Annotated in this window: 16 protein-coding genes; 12 read left to right on the forward strand and 4 right to left on the reverse strand. The window is 38.6% G+C overall.

What is annotated here, in order from left to right:
- Positions 1-119: 119 nt before the first annotated feature.
- A complete protein-coding gene (locus tag ABH968_RS15670) occupies positions 120-791 on the reverse strand; it encodes a LytTR family DNA-binding domain-containing protein (protein ID WP_370045349.1) in 672 nt (223 codons plus the stop codon).
- A gap of 214 nt (positions 792-1,005) precedes the next feature.
- Here ABH968_RS15670 and aceA point away from each other — a divergent pair, with 214 nt between their 5' ends.
- Positions 1,006-2,289, forward strand: a complete 1,284-nt coding sequence (gene aceA / locus ABH968_RS15675; protein ID WP_370045351.1) for an isocitrate lyase — start codon at positions 1,006-1,008, stop codon at positions 2,287-2,289.
- A 110-nt stretch (positions 2,290-2,399) separates the two neighbouring features.
- Positions 2,400-3,998 carry a malate synthase A gene (aceB, locus tag ABH968_RS15680; protein ID WP_370045352.1) on the forward strand — a complete coding sequence of 533 codons (1,599 nt, stop codon included), beginning with the start codon at positions 2,400-2,402 and terminating at the stop codon, positions 3,996-3,998.
- Positions 3,999-4,476: 478 nt separating this feature from the next.
- Here the strand turns inward: aceB and ABH968_RS15685 are convergent, their stop codons facing one another.
- Positions 4,477-5,142 (reverse strand): O-methyltransferase, encoded by a 666-nt coding sequence (locus ABH968_RS15685; protein ID WP_370045354.1) that lies wholly within the window; start codon positions 5,140-5,142, stop codon positions 4,477-4,479.
- Positions 5,143-5,268: 126 nt separating this feature from the next.
- Between ABH968_RS15685 and ABH968_RS15690 the strand changes: the two genes are divergently transcribed.
- From ABH968_RS15690 to ABH968_RS15715, 6 genes are all read left to right on the forward strand, one after another.
- Positions 5,269-6,156, forward strand: coding sequence for a LysR family transcriptional regulator (locus ABH968_RS15690; protein ID WP_370045356.1), 888 nt, complete (start codon positions 5,269-5,271; stop codon positions 6,154-6,156).
- A 78-nt stretch (positions 6,157-6,234) separates the two neighbouring features.
- Positions 6,235-6,630, forward strand: a complete 396-nt coding sequence (locus ABH968_RS15695) for a GntR family transcriptional regulator (RefSeq protein ID WP_370045358.1) — start codon at positions 6,235-6,237, stop codon at positions 6,628-6,630.
- A 3-nt stretch (positions 6,631-6,633) separates the two neighbouring features.
- Positions 6,634-7,731: a DUF1648 domain-containing protein gene (locus ABH968_RS15700; protein WP_370045360.1), complete on the forward strand. Its 1,098-nt coding sequence runs from the start codon at positions 6,634-6,636 to the stop codon at positions 7,729-7,731.
- A gap of 396 nt (positions 7,732-8,127) precedes the next feature.
- Positions 8,128-8,799 carry a response regulator transcription factor gene (locus ABH968_RS15705; RefSeq protein WP_370045362.1) on the forward strand — a complete coding sequence of 224 codons (672 nt, stop codon included), beginning with the start codon at positions 8,128-8,130 and terminating at the stop codon, positions 8,797-8,799.
- Positions 8,799-10,169, forward strand: a complete 1,371-nt coding sequence (locus tag ABH968_RS15710) for a sensor histidine kinase (RefSeq protein WP_370045519.1) — start codon at positions 8,799-8,801, stop codon at positions 10,167-10,169. The genes ABH968_RS15705 and ABH968_RS15710 overlap by 1 nt, the downstream gene beginning before the upstream one ends.
- A gap of 75 nt (positions 10,170-10,244) precedes the next feature.
- Positions 10,245-10,649 carry a hypothetical protein gene (locus tag ABH968_RS15715; protein ID WP_370045364.1) on the forward strand — a complete coding sequence of 135 codons (405 nt, stop codon included), beginning with the start codon at positions 10,245-10,247 and terminating at the stop codon, positions 10,647-10,649.
- Between the two features lie 508 nt (positions 10,650-11,157).
- Here the strand turns inward: ABH968_RS15715 and ABH968_RS15720 are convergent.
- Together ABH968_RS15720 and ABH968_RS15725 are read right to left on the reverse strand one after the other, a co-directional pair.
- A complete protein-coding gene (locus ABH968_RS15720; RefSeq protein WP_370045366.1) occupies positions 11,158-13,095 on the reverse strand; it encodes a tetratricopeptide repeat protein in 1,938 nt (645 codons plus the stop codon).
- A complete protein-coding gene (locus ABH968_RS15725; RefSeq protein WP_370045367.1) occupies positions 13,092-13,394 on the reverse strand; it encodes a hypothetical protein in 303 nt (100 codons plus the stop codon). Before ABH968_RS15725 ends, ABH968_RS15720 begins: the two co-directional genes overlap by 4 nt.
- A 243-nt stretch (positions 13,395-13,637) precedes the next feature.
- Between ABH968_RS15725 and ABH968_RS15730 the strand changes: the two genes are divergently transcribed.
- The 4 genes from ABH968_RS15730 (at position 13,638) to ABH968_RS15745 (ending at position 17,516) form a co-directional block, all read left to right on the forward strand.
- Positions 13,638-14,348 carry a glycosyltransferase family 2 protein gene (locus ABH968_RS15730; protein WP_370045368.1) on the forward strand — a complete coding sequence of 237 codons (711 nt, stop codon included), beginning with the start codon at positions 13,638-13,640 and terminating at the stop codon, positions 14,346-14,348.
- Between the two features lie 89 nt (positions 14,349-14,437).
- On the forward strand, positions 14,438-14,698 hold the full coding sequence (locus tag ABH968_RS15735) for a metal-sensitive transcriptional regulator (protein ID WP_010857552.1): 261 nt from the start codon (positions 14,438-14,440) through the stop codon (positions 14,696-14,698).
- A 255-nt stretch (positions 14,699-14,953) separates the two neighbouring features.
- A complete protein-coding gene (locus tag ABH968_RS15740; RefSeq protein WP_370045369.1) occupies positions 14,954-16,108 on the forward strand; it encodes a transglutaminase domain-containing protein in 1,155 nt (384 codons plus the stop codon).
- 103 nt (positions 16,109-16,211) lie between these two features.
- Complete coding sequence (locus ABH968_RS15745; protein WP_370045371.1) at positions 16,212-17,516, forward strand: transglutaminase domain-containing protein; 1,305 nt, start codon at positions 16,212-16,214, stop codon at positions 17,514-17,516.
- Positions 17,517-17,832: the final 316 nt, after the last annotated feature.

Consider the following 17,832-nt stretch of genomic DNA (forward strand, 5'->3'; position numbering starts at 1 on the left):
GAAAGCGAAGCGACAGCAACAAATGTTTTCTGTGCGAAAGCGAAGCGACAGCAACAAATGTTTTCTGTGCGAAAGCGAAGCGACAGCAACAAATGACATCAATTACGCTAAGGTGAAATCTAAAATTCAAGGGCGTTTCTTAGATTATTTAAATAAGATTGGCTAACGGGTAGTTCACTTCCATCCTTTAGAGTGACAATAAAATTGGAAGTAAGATCACGAGCCATTTTTTTTATGAAATGAATATTAACAATATAAGATCTGTGAATGCGAATAAAAGATGACGGTAGACGCATTTGAAGTTCTTTAAGAGTAATACTTGTTTTAAATTGTTCCCCCTCCACATAAAACCACGTTTTTTTCTGCAGGCTTTCAATATGAGAGATTTTTTCAATTGCAACAGGATTCCATTCCTCTTCTTGCTTTCCAGTTAAAAATTGAAAGGGCTCCAATTTCTTTTCGGTAAAGGTTGAAGGTAATACTACAACAAGTGCTGCAGGCACATCTAAAAGGTTTATAGGATAACCTATCCCATAATACGGCGTTTCGAATAAGGAATTATCTAAAACGGCATCTGTTCGTTTCCTCGTGCGTAGTACTTGCTCGGCAATGCTACCAGACTGTACTTGTTGACCTATTTCCAAGTTAATGTTTTGATGTCCAGAATGAAAATAGATATAGGAGTTTTTAGCAGCAATTGCAATGGATGAATTGGCTGGAACCCAGTCTTTTAACATTGAAATAAACTGTTGTGAAATATCTTTTGGCAAAGAAATAAACTCATTGTTCATTGTGAATATCCCCCTTGTTTGTAAACAGTTTACCAAATTTCGTCGCCTAAAAAAGCGGTTTCATCATTAAAATTTGGTATTTTATCTAAAAATAATGAAAATTCAGATGTTCTGTTATATATTAATTTACAACAAATAAACCTGTTATGGAACAGTCGATTAAAAGTTTTTTAACAGAGTATATTGTATACAAAGGGGAAGGTGGAATTTCAATATGTCAACACGTCAAGAAAAAATCCAAGCATTAGAAAAACAATGGGCAGAGAACCCTCGTTGGGCAGGTATTGAACGCGCATATTCAGCTGAAGAGGTTGTTAAGTTACAGGGCTCTGTTGTACTTGAACAAACTTTAGCAACTAAAGGTGCGGATCGACTTTGGAAATCTTTACACGAAGAACCGTTCATTAATGCATTAGGTGCATTAACTGGTAATCAAGCTGTACAACAAGTAAAAGCAGGATTAAAAGCAATCTACTTATCTGGCTGGCAAGTTGCTGCTGATGCTAACCTTTCTGGTCAAATGTACCCTGACCAATCCTTATATCCAGCAAACTCTGTACCAGCAGTAGTTAAGCGTATTAACCAAGCTTTACAACGTGCAGACCAAATCGATCATGCTGAAGGACGTGTAGATCAATTTGATTGGTTCGCTCCGATCGTAGCAGATGCTGAGGCTGGCTTCGGTGGCCCTCTAAACGTATTTGAGCTTGTAAAAGGAATGATTGAAGCTGGAGCTGCTGGTGTTCACTTAGAAGACCAATTAGCTTCTGAGAAAAAGTGCGGTCACTTAGGTGGTAAAGTGTTACTTCCAACACAAAATGCTGTTCGTAACTTAATTGCTGCTCGTCTTGCAACAGACGTAATGGGTGTTGATACAATTTTAATCGCTCGGACAGATGCTGATGCTGCTGATATGGTAACATCTGATATCGATCCGCGTGATGCTGAGTTTATTACTGGTGAACGTACTCCAGAAGGCTTCTTCCGTACAAAACCAGGTATCAAACAAGCGATTGCTCGTGGTTTAGCTTACGCGCCATATGCCGATTTGATCTGGTGCGAAACTTCTAAACCATCTCTTGAGGAAGCTCGTGAATTTGCGGCAGCTATTCATGCTAAATTCCCAGGTAAATTGCTAGCATACAACTGCTCACCTTCTTTCAACTGGAAAGCAAATTTATCAGAAGAAGAAATCGCAGAATATCAACGTGAGCTAGGTAAATTAGGTTATAAATTCCAATTCGTAACATTAGCTGGTTTCCATGCATTAAACCACTCTATGTTTGAGCTTGCGCATGATTATAAAGATAATGGTATGGCTGCATACTCTAAACTACAACAAGCTGAGTTTGCATCAGAATCAAAAGGCTACACAGCTACACGCCATCAACGTGAAGTAGGTACTGGCTACTTTGATGATGTATCTCAAGTTATCTCTGGTGGTACTTCTTCTACAACAGCTATGGCTGGTTCTACAGAAACAGAACAATTCGTATAAGTTTCATAAAGTACGTGTATTCCTAAATTCATAATCATAGATTAGTCTCCTTCGCTCCTCCTAAAGCGGGGGATGACTACTTAAAATCGCAAAGGTGGGGGAAACAACTGATGGAACAAGCAACAACAGGTAAGCTTAAAATTGTTGGGGAACAAAACGAGCAAACAAAAGAAATTTTAACACCAGAAGCCCTTGAGTTTGTTCTTGCCCTGCACGAAAAATTCGATGCTCGTCGAAAAGAGCTATTAGAGGCTCGTCAAGAACGCCAAAAGCGTCTTGATGCAGGTGAGAAACTCGACTTCTTACCAGAAACAAAGCAGATCCGTGAGGGAGATTGGACAATTGCACCACTTCCAGCAGATTTGCATGACCGTCGTGTAGAAATTACAGGACCTGTTGACCGTAAAATGGTTATTAATGCATTAAACTCTGGCGCAAAAATGTTTATGGCTTGCTTTGAGGATGCATCTGCTCCGACATGGGAAAACATGATTGGCGGTCAAATTAATATGCGTGATGCTATTAATAAGACAATTGAGTTTACACAAGCATCTAATGGTAAAACGTATAAGTTAAGCGAAAATACAGCTGTGTTATTAGTTCGTCCACGTGGTCTACATTTACTTGAAAAGCATGTACTAGTGGATGGCGAACCGATCTCTGGTAGTTTCTTTGATTTTGGTCTGTATTTATTCCATAATGCTAAAAATGCATTGGCAAAAGGTACGGGGCCTTATTTCTACCTACCGAAGCTTGAAAGCCATTTGGAGGCACGCTTATGGAATGATGTCTTTGTGTTTGCACAAGATTATATCGGAATTCCACAAGGGACAATTAAGGCTACTGTATTAATCGAAACAATTTTAGCAGCATTTGAAATGGATGAAATTTTATATGAACTACGTGAACATTCAGCTGGTCTGAATTGTGGACGCTGGGATTACATTTTCAGCTATATCAAACGTCTACGCAATCAACCTGATGTAATTTTACCGGACCGTGGGCAAGTAACAATGACTGTACCTTTCATGAAGGCATATACGTCTTTATGTATTCAAACATGTCATAAACGTAATGCTCCTGCGATGGGCGGTATGGCAGCACAAATCCCGGTTAAAGGGGATGACGACGCGAATGCTGTAGCGTTTGCAAAGGTTGCAGAAGATAAACGTCGTGAAGCAACAGATGGCCATGATGGAACTTGGGTAGCGCACCCAGGTATGGTTGCAACGGCAATGGAACAGTTTGATGCGATTATGACGACACCAAACCAAATCCATAAAAAACGCGAGGATGTAAATGTTACAGCAGAAGATTTAGTAGCTGTTCCAGAAGGTACAATTACACTAGAAGGTCTTAGTATTAACTGTAGTGTAGGGGTTCAGTACATCGCTTCTTGGCTACGAGGCAACGGAGCTGCACCGATTAACAACTTAATGGAGGATGCTGCAACTGCAGAAATCTCTCGCACACAAGTATGGCAATGGATTCGTCATCCAAAAGGAATCTTGGATGATGGTCGTGGCATTACATTGGCCTTTGTACTAGGTATCTTGGAGGAAGAGCTTGTGAAAATTAAAGAGGCTGTTGGGGAACAAGCTTATAACGGTGGTCGCTATGAAGAAGCTGCTGAGCTGTTTAAATCTTTAATTGAACAAGATGAATTTGTGGAATTCTTGACGCTTCCAGGTTACGAAAAATTAGCTTAACTTGCTTTCAGCAATCGCTGAAAGAAATGATTTAAGATACGAATCTACTAAACGAACATATCCAAACTTTCCTAAATCGTTGTGGACTAAACTCGAATGGAGTTCACCTTATTCCACTAATGTAACGGGCGGGGTCTGTTCCCCCGTTCCTTACTGAAAAATGAACACGGTTACAAAAAGGGGTCTATTAATAAAAAGAGATTTAAATGGGGTGAAGGATGTCTTACGAGCTTAGATGGGGGCTTGTAAGGCATTTTTTTATTTTCCAAAAACATTGTAAGGGGGAGCAAACATGCGAAATAACGAAATACTATAGGTTCCTGGACCGATTAATAGGGGAAAAATTAAATGAAATAGGATGTACAGTTGATATCGAACAAGCTGTTGCATGTTTGAAAGAAAAATTAGCAATAGTTACGAAATAGCTATTGTTGAAAGGAGATGTCTCGAATTAATCATGAGACATCTCCTTTTTCAATTATTTAACTACGGCGAGTACAAAACCATCATAGCCTTTATTGCCAACTGTTTGGATAGCTGTAGATTCAATTCGAGATTCTTCTTGCAATAAATCCATAAACTGTCGCACACCTTGTACCCTTTCATCTTCATTTTTTTCATCAATTACAGCACCATCACGCACTACATTATCAGCGATGATTATTGCTCCTGATTTGGCCAATTCTAATGCCCACTTCAAATAGTGTGGATTATTGGGCTTATCTGCATCAATAAAAATTAAATCGAACAAAGGCACTGCTTTTTTCAAAATAGGCAATGTATCTAATGCCTTTCCAACTATAATTTCAACTTTATGTTTACAGCCAGCTCTTTTAATATTTTCCTTGGCTACTGAGGCATACTCGGGATCAATCTCAAGTGTGTAAACTTTACCCTCGTTCGGAAGGGCACGTGCCATCCAAATACTACTATAGCCACCAAGGGTTCCGATTTCTAAAATGTTTTTTGCCCCTTTTATTTTAGCTAGTAAATATAATAGTTTGCCTTGAGTAGGTGATACATCAATTTCAGGAATACCTGCTACTTTATTAGCTTGTAATACTGCTTCAAGTTCTGTGTCTGCCGGTATTAGTTTTTCCATAAAGTACTCATCTACATTATTCCAAACATTTAAATTGGTCATCAAACAGTCCCCGTTTCGTATTTTTTCTTGCAAGCTTGCATGTAAAGTGTATGATAGGATGAATCATAATAAAAATATATTATTATTATTAATTCATAACTTTAGGTTATGTGGTGAGGTGAAATCATGAATATTCATGGATTAAAATTGTTTTATCAAGTTGCTACTACAGGTAGTTTCACGAAAGCGGCAGAATTACTTCGTATTAGTCAGCCAGCAGTTTCAAGCCAAATAAAAAAATTTGAGCATGAGATTGGCGTTCAATTATTTAAACAACAAGGACGGGGCGTAGTATTAACTGAATTTGGGGGAGCTTTAGCAGAAAAAGCGAAAAATCTTGTTACGCTTGAAGGGCATATTAATTCATTCATTGAAGATTATCGTCTTGCTAAAGCAGGAACAATACATATAGTTGCTACATACTTACCAGCTAACTTTCTAATTCCTAAGTGGGCAGCTACCTTTAAAGGGGCAAATGAAGACGTAAATTTAGTCATTACGACTACAAACACTAAAGATGCCTTTGAGCAGTTAATACAGTATAAAGCTGATATTGCTATTTATGGTGGTAGTATTTTAGAAAGACCGGAAGAAGTAGCGTGGGAGGAGCTTTTTGAGGATGAATTATGGTTTGTAGTCGCACCTGATCATCCTTATGCAAATCAGTCTATTTCACTTGCTGACATGATGAAGGAGCCTTTTATTATGCGTGAGGAAGGAAGTTCAATGAGAGAGTATCTTTTTTCTTTATGTCAAACGTATCAAGTCAAGCCACCTAAAATCGCACTACAATTTAATGGAATAAATGAAACGATCCGTTCAGTTATGGCCGGCTATGGTGCAAATTTTATTTCGTCGCTAGCAGTTCGAGAGCATGTTGATAATAGGCAATTGGCGAGGGTTTATGTAAAGGATGTTCATATTAATCATAAAATTGCAATTTGCACTAGAAAGAATGAAAAGCACAGTGTACTTGTGCAAAAGTTTATAGAAACTGTTAAGAACTCTTTATAATTGCAATTTCCCTTTCTTTATGCACAAAAAATGATTATTTGTTATATTATCTATATAACAATTATGGAGATGATATTAATGTTTATTCAAATAGAGCCACAATCTGATGTACCAATTTATGAACAGGTAACCCGGCAAATTATAGAGGGGATTGCAAGGGGGGATATGAAGCCAGGAGATACTCTGCCATCTGTACGTAATTTAGCAGCTGATCTGGGTGTAAATATGCACACGGTTAATAAAAGCTATCATGAGCTGGAGGAAAAGGGAATCATTATAATTAGAGCCAAATCAGGTGCTATTATTCGTTCAGCAGAGGAGCGAGCGTTAACTCCTGAACAATTACAACAAATTGAAAAAAACTTAAAGCCTGTTGTGGTAGAAGGAATGGTGCTCGGCGCAACAGTCGAGCAGATCGAGCACATGATAAAAAAAGTATTTTCTGATTTGCAAATACCTGCAGAAGGGGTGTAGCAAATGCTACTTTTCGTTTTCTTAACCGTCTACCTCTTAACATTAGCTCTACAAGTATTTGTTCCATATATAGTACGTGAGACAATCATTTTTGGTGTTACTGTACCTGAACAAAATGTAAAACATCCCGCATTACGTAATATGAAAAAGCATTATGCTCAAATCGTCGGAATATCTGGTGTCATGTTATTACTGATGATGATTGTTAGCTATTATTACTTTGCACAATCTGAGTTCATGCAAAGTATTTTACTGCTAGGATGCTTATTTACAATGCTTGCAGTCAGTATGACATTATATTGGATAAACCATCAAAAAGTTTTAAAACTTAAAAAGGAAGAGCAATGGGGCTTAAATATAAAACAAGTGCGTGCAGTTGATTTAACGGCTCGTAGTCGTGATGAAATGCTTCCGTGGCCATTTTATGTAATCCCTTTTGGTGTTACGGTGTTTCTAATTATTTTTACAGTCCGACATTATGACCAAATACCAGATCACATTGCTGTACATTGGGGACCTAGCGGTGAAGCGGATTCTTGGAGAAGCAAAACATATTTTACTGCGGTTTCACTGCCGCTTGTTATGCTGATGATGCAATGTATGATGTGGGGAATTGTAGATTCTATAAAGCGTTCAGCAATCAAGTTGGCTGTTAATCGTAAGGAAGAATCCTTGGAAGATCAGCTAAAAAGTCGAAAGTATATGAGCTGGAGCATTATGTTATTAAGCTATGCCTTTACAATATTATTTACAGTATTACAGCTAAGCAATATCTATCCTTCAATGACTACAGGAAATAGGCTATTACCGGTATTTATTTTATTTTTATTCCTCGTTTTTGGCTCAGTCCTTGTTTACGCATGGAAAAAACGCAAACTGAGGGTGAATTATGGAGATAATGTTGCTTCAGAGGTAATGGATGTGGATGAGGATCGCTATTGGAAGGGTGGATTAATATATATGAATCGTCAAGATCCTTCCGTTTTTGTAGAGAAACGCTTTGGGATCGGTTGGACGATGAATTTTGCAAATCCACGAGGCTATATCGTAATTGGTTTGCCGTTACTTATATTGCTGTTTATTTCTTTCTTTTCGTTATAATATAAATGAAAGTTGTTATGAGAAAAATTCGCTACACTCCTGCGGGACAGCGAGCCACGCAAGGCTTGCAAATCGCCCGCGGAATGGAGCGGATTTTTTGATCAATTATGCCTCGGCATAATTGCGTCCGGAATCGGCTTTGTGCCTGCACAAAGAACTCCTTTCCGATTCCGTGACATCCGCCGGAGGCTTTAACTTCTTTCAGCAATTATTTTCTGTAGCGTCAGCTACAAATGTCTTTTGAACCGAAAGCGTAGCGACAGGTACAGGTGTTTGGACACTCGCTGAAAAGGGACTTAAAACCGCATTCATCTCACCGCTTATAGAGGTAGAAGGCTTCTGCTGAAAGAAGTTAAAATAGTGTACCAGAAACAAGTTAGATGGAGGTAGACTTGAATGAAAATTCTCGTTGTAGATGATGATGTACATATTTTACAGCTAGTGAATATTTATCTGACAAGAGAGGGCTATCAGGTGATACAGGCGGAAAACGGACAACTGGCTCTTAAATTACTTGAAGGAAACTTGCCTGATTTGGCTGTCGTAGATGTTATGATGCCGGGAATGGATGGCTTTACACTAACCAAGACATTGAGTCAGGATTACGATATTCCTGTATTGTTATTAACAGCAAAAGGCGAGCTTGAGGACAAGGAACGAGGGTTTTTGGCAGGCTCAGACGACTATGTTGTGAAGCCTTTTGAACCTAAAGAATTGCTGTTTCGCATAGCAGCGATATTGCGTAGACTCGATAAGAAAAATCAGGTAACCATCAAGGTGGGTAGGCTCGTTATTGATCGTCGAAGCTTTGAGGTTGTCATTGGGGAAGATACACTTGTTCTGCCTTTAAAGGAATTTGAACTATTGGCATTACTAGCATCCCGCCCGAACCAGGTGTTTACACGTAGTTTTATTATGGAGCAAGTGTGGGGCTATGATTACGATGGAGATGAGCAGACTTTAAATACGCATGTGAAGCGGATTCGTGAGCGTCTTCATCGTTATGAATCAGGTGTTGAGATTACAACAGTGCGTGGCGTTGGCTATAAGCTTGAGGTTATTGCATGATAAAAACGTTATATAGTAGATTTGTTGTCACGACGATGCTCGTTATGATCGGCAGCTTGTGTATCGGCTTTTTAGCGACAAATACGTATTATCATCAAGTTGTGAAGGAAAAAAACGATGCTAAAAATGTGAAAATTGCGCAGGATATTGCAAAATACATTGAGTCTTCAAAGCCTAACGATTTAGATAATTATTTAAAGACTCTTGGTGAAATAGGTTATCAAATTTATGCAACAACTGATGACGAAGGACATTTCTTCGGCGGTGAGTATCGTGATAAAACACTACCGTCTAATACGGTCAAACATGTTTTAAACGGGGAAATTTATCATGGTATGCGTGATTTTCCAAAAGAGACTTTTGTGACAGGATTTTTTGCGAATGAGTTAATTAATACGATAGGCGTGCCATTCACTTATGAAAATAAGCAGTATGCACTGTTCATTAGACCTGATATTCGCTTGTTGTTTTCTGAGGTGCATACGATACTTGGCGGACTAATTCTTGTGATGACAGTACTTAGTCTATTGGCAATGCTACTTTTTGCTAAGGCACTAATTCGCCCTATTACACAGCTAACAGAGGCAACACATCAGCTTGCACATGAAAAATTCGATGCGCTACTGGATATAGATCGAGCAGATGAGATTGGACAATTAGCGGTTAGCTTTAATGTCATGACAGAAAAATTACAGGAAAATGATCGAATACGTAAAGAGTTTATAAGTAATGTATCCCATGATTTTCAGTCGCCATTGTTGAACATTCAAGGCTATGTAGATTTACTAAAGAATCCCTTGCTGACCGACAAGGAAAGGCAGGAATATACAACGATTATTGAGCTAGAAACTAAGCGTATGTCGACATTAACTAAGCAATTACTTTTACTAACGTCACTCGATCAATCTACAAGGTTGTTAAAGCTTGAATCTTATCGTTTAGATGAGCAATTAAAGGAAACCGTAAGAAAATACCGCTGGCAACTTGAAGAAGCAAATGTACAATTATCGTATCAACTTGAACCAGTAACATATGATGGTGCTGCTGGGCTATTACAAAATGTTTGGGATAATTTATTGACGAATGCCCTTAAATATAATGTCGAAGGTGGAGAGATTCATATTCACTTGCAAGAATCCTCGACCTCAGTTGAAGTGCTCATTGAGGATAGTGGCATAGGAATGACTGCTGAACAATTACAAAAGGTATTTGATCGCTTTTATCGAGTTGATGCGTCCAGAACAAAACAAGGTACTGGGCTTGGACTTGCCATCGTGAAGCAAATTTCTGAGCTACATGGAGGAACGGTTCACATGGACAGTGTTATGAATTCCGGTACAAAGGTGCGTGTCCACTTACCAAAACTGTAATGAGGAGTTCATGTAAAGTTCATGTTCGCGAGATAAACTGCTAACTAAGTTGAAAAAGCTTAGGGGGGTTATCGTTTGGAACAAAAATGGAGTATACGCCTTATTCGTCTTGCTGCGATTTTCGCCTTATTTGGTACGTATCTAGGCTCACATATGTCTGGCTCAGGTAGTTATGAATATAGACCGATACATGCACATATTTTGCTAGTAGGTTGGTTAAGTATGTTTGCATGGGGTATTTTCTATCGTGCCTTTAAAGTGAAATCACAAAAATTAATGACAGCACATGGTTGGACAGCTATTCTCGGTGTTTTTGGCTTAACACTAGGCATGTGGTTCTACAATTTAAATCCATTTAGTTTTAGCAGAACATTTACAACGGTTTTCTTTATCATAGGTGGGACAACACTGTTAATTAGCTTTGCTTTATTCATCGTTGTAACATTTATGGTAAACCAAAAAGAAGAAATGAAAAACTAATCAACATACCGTGTCACTGTCGTTGTTAGGAGGTGACACGGTATTTTTTAGGAAGAACAGCTTTATTCGGTTTATTACTAAAAGTTAGGGATGGCATTTTTTAAAACATATGCCATATATATAAGTTGATCTTCGTTACGACTGGGCGACTCCTTGGGGATCAGCAATAGAGGAACGAAGGCTAAAACCATCACGTCCTGTGATAACGCCTTCGTGACCTACATCGGTGCTGCTGCCGCTTCGCTTTCGCGCAAAAAACATCTGTTGGCCCGAGACCCTGGAGCGAGCAAATTAGAGGAACGAAGGCTAAAAGCATCACGTCCTGTGATAACGCCTTCGTGACCAACATCCTTTTGGCCCAAGTGGCTCATCGGACGCCCCCAGGAAGCTTTGCTCTGTGCGAAAGCGTAGCGGCAGCAATTGTTTTATCTGTGCGAAAGCGTAGCGACAGCAACAACAAAGCGCCCAGTCGGAACGGAAATCAACCCCACGCTATGCTAATAGTCTTTTATTTTAAATTTTCAAGAGATTTCTTAAGCCATTTTGTTGCCTCGGTATAATCCTGTGCAACACCATGCCCTTTTTTATAAAGCATACCAAGCTGGAATTGTGCTTTTTGATGCCCTTGATTGGCAGCCAATCGATACAGTTGGGCTGCTTTCGTAAAATCTTTCGGTACCCCTTGTCCATGACTGTGCATTTGAGCAAATTGATATTGTGCTTTGGCATGTCCTTTAGCGGCAGCTTGTTCAATCCATTTTGCGGCCTCGGTATAATCCTGTTCGACACCTTTTCCCTTATCAAATAAATTACCGAGCTGATATTGAGCACCTGAATGTCCTTGGATGGATGCTAGTCGATAGCAGCGTCGTGCCTCTTCTAAGTCTTGCTCGATCCCCAATCCGTGCTCATATAATAATCCTAATTGATATTCAGCCTGAATATGGGACTGATCAGTAGCGGCTCTCCACCATTTTATTGCTTCAACATAATTCAATTCAGCTTCATATAATAATCCGAGCTCATACTGAGCATCAGCATAACCCTTTTCAGCAGCTGCTTTAAAGTGAGGGAGAGCTTTCTCTGGTTGCTGAAGTTGGTATACATAAATACGTCCAAGCTCAAATCCTGCACTTATATGTCCATTGTTAGCGGCTAACTGTAACCATTTTTCTGCTAAAGTTATATCGTTTTCTTTGACATAGAGCACACCGAGACAGTATTGAGCATTTAAGTGTCCTTTATGTGCTGCGAGTTTAAACCATTTTATAGCCTCTATGTGATCCTGAGGAATACCTTGACCAGTGTTGTATAGCATTGCCAATTGAAATTCCGCATTTGTATGGTCTTGAAGTGCAGCTAAATGGAACCATTGCACAGCTTCTTCAAGATTTTGCGAGATGCCACGACCTTTAAGGTACATATAGCCAAGATTATACTGAGCGCTTGCATCACCAGCTAATGCAGCCATTTCAAAATAGGCTATAGCTTCCTCATAGCTTTGCTCGACACCAGTTCCATTGTGATAAAGGAATCCAAGGTTATTTTGAGCACTTGTATTTCCTTGATTGGCTGCTAACATGTACCATTTTGCTGCCTCAGCAAAGTTTAGTGGCATCCCAAGTCCTTGATTGTATAGAACTCCCAGATTGTACTGTGCATCTGCGTTTTCTAAATCCGCAGCAGCTTTATAATATTGAGCGGCTTCTTCATAATTTTGTACAACACCATGGCCTAAATGATAGAGCACGCCTAAGCTATAAAGTGCGTTTGCATCATTTTGCGCAGCGGCGTGTTCATACCACATTTTTGCAACAGCATAATCTTTCTTAACACCACGGCCTTGATTATAAAGAGCACCTAAATTATATTGAGCACTTGCATTCCCTTGTTTTGCAGCAAGCTCAAACCAGTTTGCAGCACTTTTATAAGCCTCGGTTGATTGGTCATCTTGAAGCAGCAAATTTACATCAAAAACTGAAGTTATATCTTCAAAGCCAGGTGCTATGCGAATCATTTTTGCCTTTAAGCTACGGTCATAGCGTTCGATAAACCATTCTACAATATCACTTATATAATCAAGAACAATTTTTGCCGACTTTGCTTCCACAACTTCACTACTATTACTAGAAGTCATTTTGCTTACAAGATTCATTAATAAATAAATACGACGTGGATGAATTTTTGCAACAAAGTTACGATTATTGAGTAACGTTCGCATGTTTTTTAGCTTCGGTTCGGTATGCATTTCCAGCTTATAAAGCTCAGATAAAATTTCCTCCAGTACTAGGAGTGATTTTTGAAGAGATATAGCTGGCTTTGAAATGGCGAGCGAGCTAGCATCCTGTAAATTTTTAGCCAATTTAACCAAGTATAAAGCTTTTAATTTCGTACATTGATCTTGGAGAATCTCGTATTGTATGACGATAGCAATCACCACTTTCATAAAAATGGGTCATCACCATAACGTGGGGTTGATTTCCGTTCCGGCTGGGCGCTTTGTTGCTGACGCTTCGCTTTCGCACAGATAAAAACATTTGCCGCTGACGCTTCGCTTTCGCGCAGAGCAGAGCTTCCTGGGGGCGTCCGATGAGCCGCTTCACTCGCGATGCTCGCTCCAGGGTCTCGGGCCAACAGATGTTTTTTGCGCGAAAGCGAAGCGGCAGCAGCACCGATGTTGGTCACGAAGGCGTTATCACAGGACGTGATGGTTTTAGCCTGCGTTCCTCTATCGCTTATCCCCAAGGAGTCGCCCAGCCTCCACTTCAATCAACTTATTTACATGGTATACGTCTTGACCAATAGTATTCCCAACTTTTGGTGATGAATCATAAATGTCCTCTTTTTTCATATATCGGGAAAATACCGTTATTGTTGAATTGTCCTCGATACATGATACTATTTGTTATAAGGAGATTCGTTGATATTCGAAGTAGCAATTACTAAAAAATACATCTGCCAAAGTTTCATGTTATCCGGGGGATAGAAATGATGAAAAATATTGCAGCAATTATACCAGCCTATAATCCACAACAATCACTTATAACCTATGTCCATCAATTATTAGCCACTACCATTAGCCAAATTATTATTGTCAATGATGGCAGCGATCAAAAATATACAAGTGTATTTGAAGAGTTGAAAAAGATTGACTGCTGTCGAGTGCTAGAGCATGATCACAATATTGGTAAGGGAGGCGCACTAAAAACAGCCTTTGCCTATGTAAGGGCGCAAAGGGGTATGTTTCAAGGTGTCATTACAGTAGGTGCTCATGGCCAACATACGTTACAAGATGTAAAGTTAGTTTTAACGATGACAAAGGTATTTTCTGAAGGAATTGTGTTAGGAGTACGTAACTTCCATTCTTCAGACAGCACGTTTTTATCATATTGGGGTAATCGTACAACAAGTTTGTTTTTTGAGATCCTTTATCATAGAAAACTAATGGATACACAAACAGGTTTACGCTTTATTTCTATAAAGGAGCTACCATGGCTGATAAAAGTAAAAGGTGAACGATATGACTACGACACAAATATGCTAGTCGCTGCACTTGAAAGAAAGTGCCCAATTTTTGAAGTAGAGATAGGTCAGTTACGAATAAAGAAAAATACAGTGATCCAGTATGATGAAATAACAAATGCAGGGTCAATTATTACTAAAATGCTTATGAATTATTTAAACCCAAGGAAAAAATAACTATAGGTTTAATTTTGAAATAATGTGCTAGGATAAAGATTAATAATTACTCAAGAACGTAGCGAGTATAGAAAGAAGGAACAATGATGATGGAGTATTCAGATCAAGTGAAAAATCGTGTAAAACGGATGGAAGGCCAGCTACGTGGTATTTTGAAAATGATGGAAGAAGAAAAGGACTGTAAGGCAGTCATTACTCAATTATCGGCAGTACGTTCAGCAGTAGATCGAACAGTGGGTGTCATAGTTAGTACGAATCTTTTAGAATGTGTACAAAATGCTGAAGGTGATGGCGAAAAAATGAATGAAGTTATTCAAGAGGCAGTCAACTTAGTAGTAAAAAGTCGCTAAAATAAAGAGAAGCCTGCTCGATAGAAAAGGCCATTAATATATAGAAAACTCACTGAAAACAGGTGAGTTTTTATTTTTTTACAAAAATATAGTTTAATTCGATACTTCTATTATTTTTAAGGGAGTTTATACCTATATATTATTTATTGTGTATACAGTTAAAAGTCATGGCTAGTGAACTTGTCCGATAGATTTATAGTTCCTTCCTCTGTTATTCTAATTACAAGAATATAACAAATGGGAAGGTGATTTATTGTGAAAAAGTGGTTAATAAGTGGAGCAGCATTATTGATGTTAAGCCCAACAGCAGCCTATGCGCAAAATGCAGACGCTCGTTCAGTAAATACTTCCCCAGCGAATGCTTATAATGTAGTAGCTAATACGAAAGTAACAACTTGGGATCAATTCACAACAGAAATCGTAAAGCAATTAAATAATTTCGCTCCCGAAATTAAAATTACATATAGTGGACCAATGACTGATTTTAAAAAGAACTTTATGGAGTCCTTTGAAAAAGCACAGGAGCAAGCAGTCTATGCGAGTGGTCATATGGAAAGCACCGCTATTTCTGCAGACTCAACAGGCAATGTAACATTTAAAGTGAAATATTTGACAAACCAAGCACAAGAAGCGGCCGTACAAAAAAAGGTTGATCAAATATTAAAAACGATTATTAAGCCTTCAATGACAGAATTCGAAAAAGTAAAAGCGGTTAATGATTATATTGTGTCAAATACTACATATGGTACTAAAACAAAGGCTAGTCCCCATAGTACTTATGCATTGTTAACGGAAGGGCAAGCTGTATGTCAGGGTTACGCGTTAACAGCCTATAAAATGTTAGAACAAGCTGGATTCGATGTGAAATATGTTGTTGGTACTGTTAATAGTAACGAGGCACATGCATGGAATCTAGTGAAAGTTGATGGTAAATGGTATCATTTAGATACAACATGGAATGATCCATTGCCAAATCGTTTCGGCGCTTCTTCATACGATTATTTCTTAGTAACGGATGCACAGCTAAAGAAAGATCATAAATGGGTAGCATCAAATTATCCTGCTGCAACAAGTACAAAATATAGCTATATGCAAAATGTTCATTTTGCATATCAGGTTAATAATACACTGTATTTTAGTAATACAGCAGATAAAGATAAATTGTACAAGCTTGATTTAGCAAGTGGTACAAAAACAAAAGTCATTGATAAACGTGCCTTATATATTACAGGAGCGGATAACTTTTTATATTTCAGTGATTACAGTAACAGTGGTTACTTATCAAAATTAAATCTTAAAACATTAAAAACTGAGGTGCTCGTGAAGCAAGCAGTTTCTGATTTACGAATTAATGATAATTATTTAGTTTATAATGTTAATGGCAAAGAACAGAAGCTTAAAATAAAATAAACTTCAAATACTTATCTATTGATAAAATGAAAGCACAAAAGGACTTCCAAGTGAGTCCTTTGTGCTTTTTTTGTATATAATGAAAACAGGAAAACGGTTGGAGGTGAGGATTTTGTGGAAAAAATTAGCCATTATCGTTATTATTATTATTTTTATTGACCCCATTTATACGGCTGGTAAAGCAGTTGTACAACAAGTGATAACTTGGTCAAATAATGATGAAATAGAAACGATACTTCTTTCAACAAAGGAAAAAATTATAGACGTTACTGCTAAACTTTCAGAGAATACCTCTATTGAAACGGCCACACCTATAGATGAAAAGCCAGAAGAGGGAGCAGCCGTTACAGCTCCTGCAGCCAAAAAACCTGAAGCAAAGCTAGTTGTAACAAATGCAAAGGAAATGGCTGATGCGATGTATGCGTACTATAGTAGTTTTTCACCTAAGTTTGAGATTCAATATAAAGGCAATACACAACGAATTGAACAGCTAGTGGAAGAAGCCTATGAAAATGCTATAAAACGAGATGATTATGTATATGGGCATATTAGTAAACACTCAATTCGTTTTGAATATGGAGGAAGAACGGCCACAATCTTTGGAGAGCAAAGTTATTTAATGACACCAGAGCAGGCAGCATTTGTTGAAATGAATGTGCAAGAGATTGTAGCCTCTATCAATAAAAAAGCATTAAGTGATGTAGAGAAGGTTAGGGCTGTCAATGATTATATCGTTGCTAATACCGCCTATACGGATCAAACGAATTCAAGTCCACATAGCGCTTATACAGTGCTTGCGGAACATGGTGGCGTATGTCAGGGCTATGCATTGCTGGCTCATTCGATGTTACAAAAGCTAGGTATAGAAACAAAATATATAGTAGGCTATGTCGGACAGGAAGGACATGCTTGGAATTTAGTAAAGCTGGACGGTCAATGGTATCACCTTGATACTACATGGAATGATCCAGTGCCTGATCGGAAAGGGGCGGTACGCTATCAATATTTTTTAGTGGATGATCGAACAATGGCAAAAGATCATACGTGGATTGCTAACGACTACCCGAAAGCAACGAGTACGATGTATAACTACTTTCACAATGTAGATTTCGCTGCACAGGTAGGGCAACAAATATTTTATAGTAATGTATCTGACGATAATAAATTGTACGTCCTTGATTTAAAAACAGGTAAATCGCAACGCGTCTCTAGTTCACGTGCACAGTACGTCGTTTATGCAGATGGTTGGCTATATTTTAGTAATTATTCACACGGAGCGTATTTAACAAAGATTCGCCCAGATGGAAGCGGAGAGAAAATATTAAATAGGGAAGAAACGAAGGATTTATTTGTGCAGAACAACTATTTATATTTCACGACAAATGAACTGAAAAAAATGGCACTTTAACGTTATGGCGCAATTGTAATCTGTTGTTATTGCAGTTTCGTTTTATCACAATAAATTAGAGTGACATGCCAGAAGATGCATGCTTTGTGTAGTGGTTGATTGGAGTGGAGACTGGGCGACTCCTTGGGGATTAGCAATAGAGGAACGAAGGCTAAAACCATCACGTCCTGTGATAACGCCTTCGTGACCAACATCGTGTTGGCCCGAGACCCTGCAGCGAAGCGAAGCGGCTCATCGGACGCCCCCAGGAAAGCGCCCAGTCGGAACGGAAATCAACCACTCGTTTTGCAGAAGAGAAATGGATACTCTGATTTCA

The sequence above is a fragment of the Lysinibacillus sp. RC79 genome, from assembly GCF_041262405.1.
In the GTDB taxonomy this organism is placed as follows: domain Bacteria; phylum Bacillota; class Bacilli; order Bacillales_A; family Planococcaceae; genus Lysinibacillus.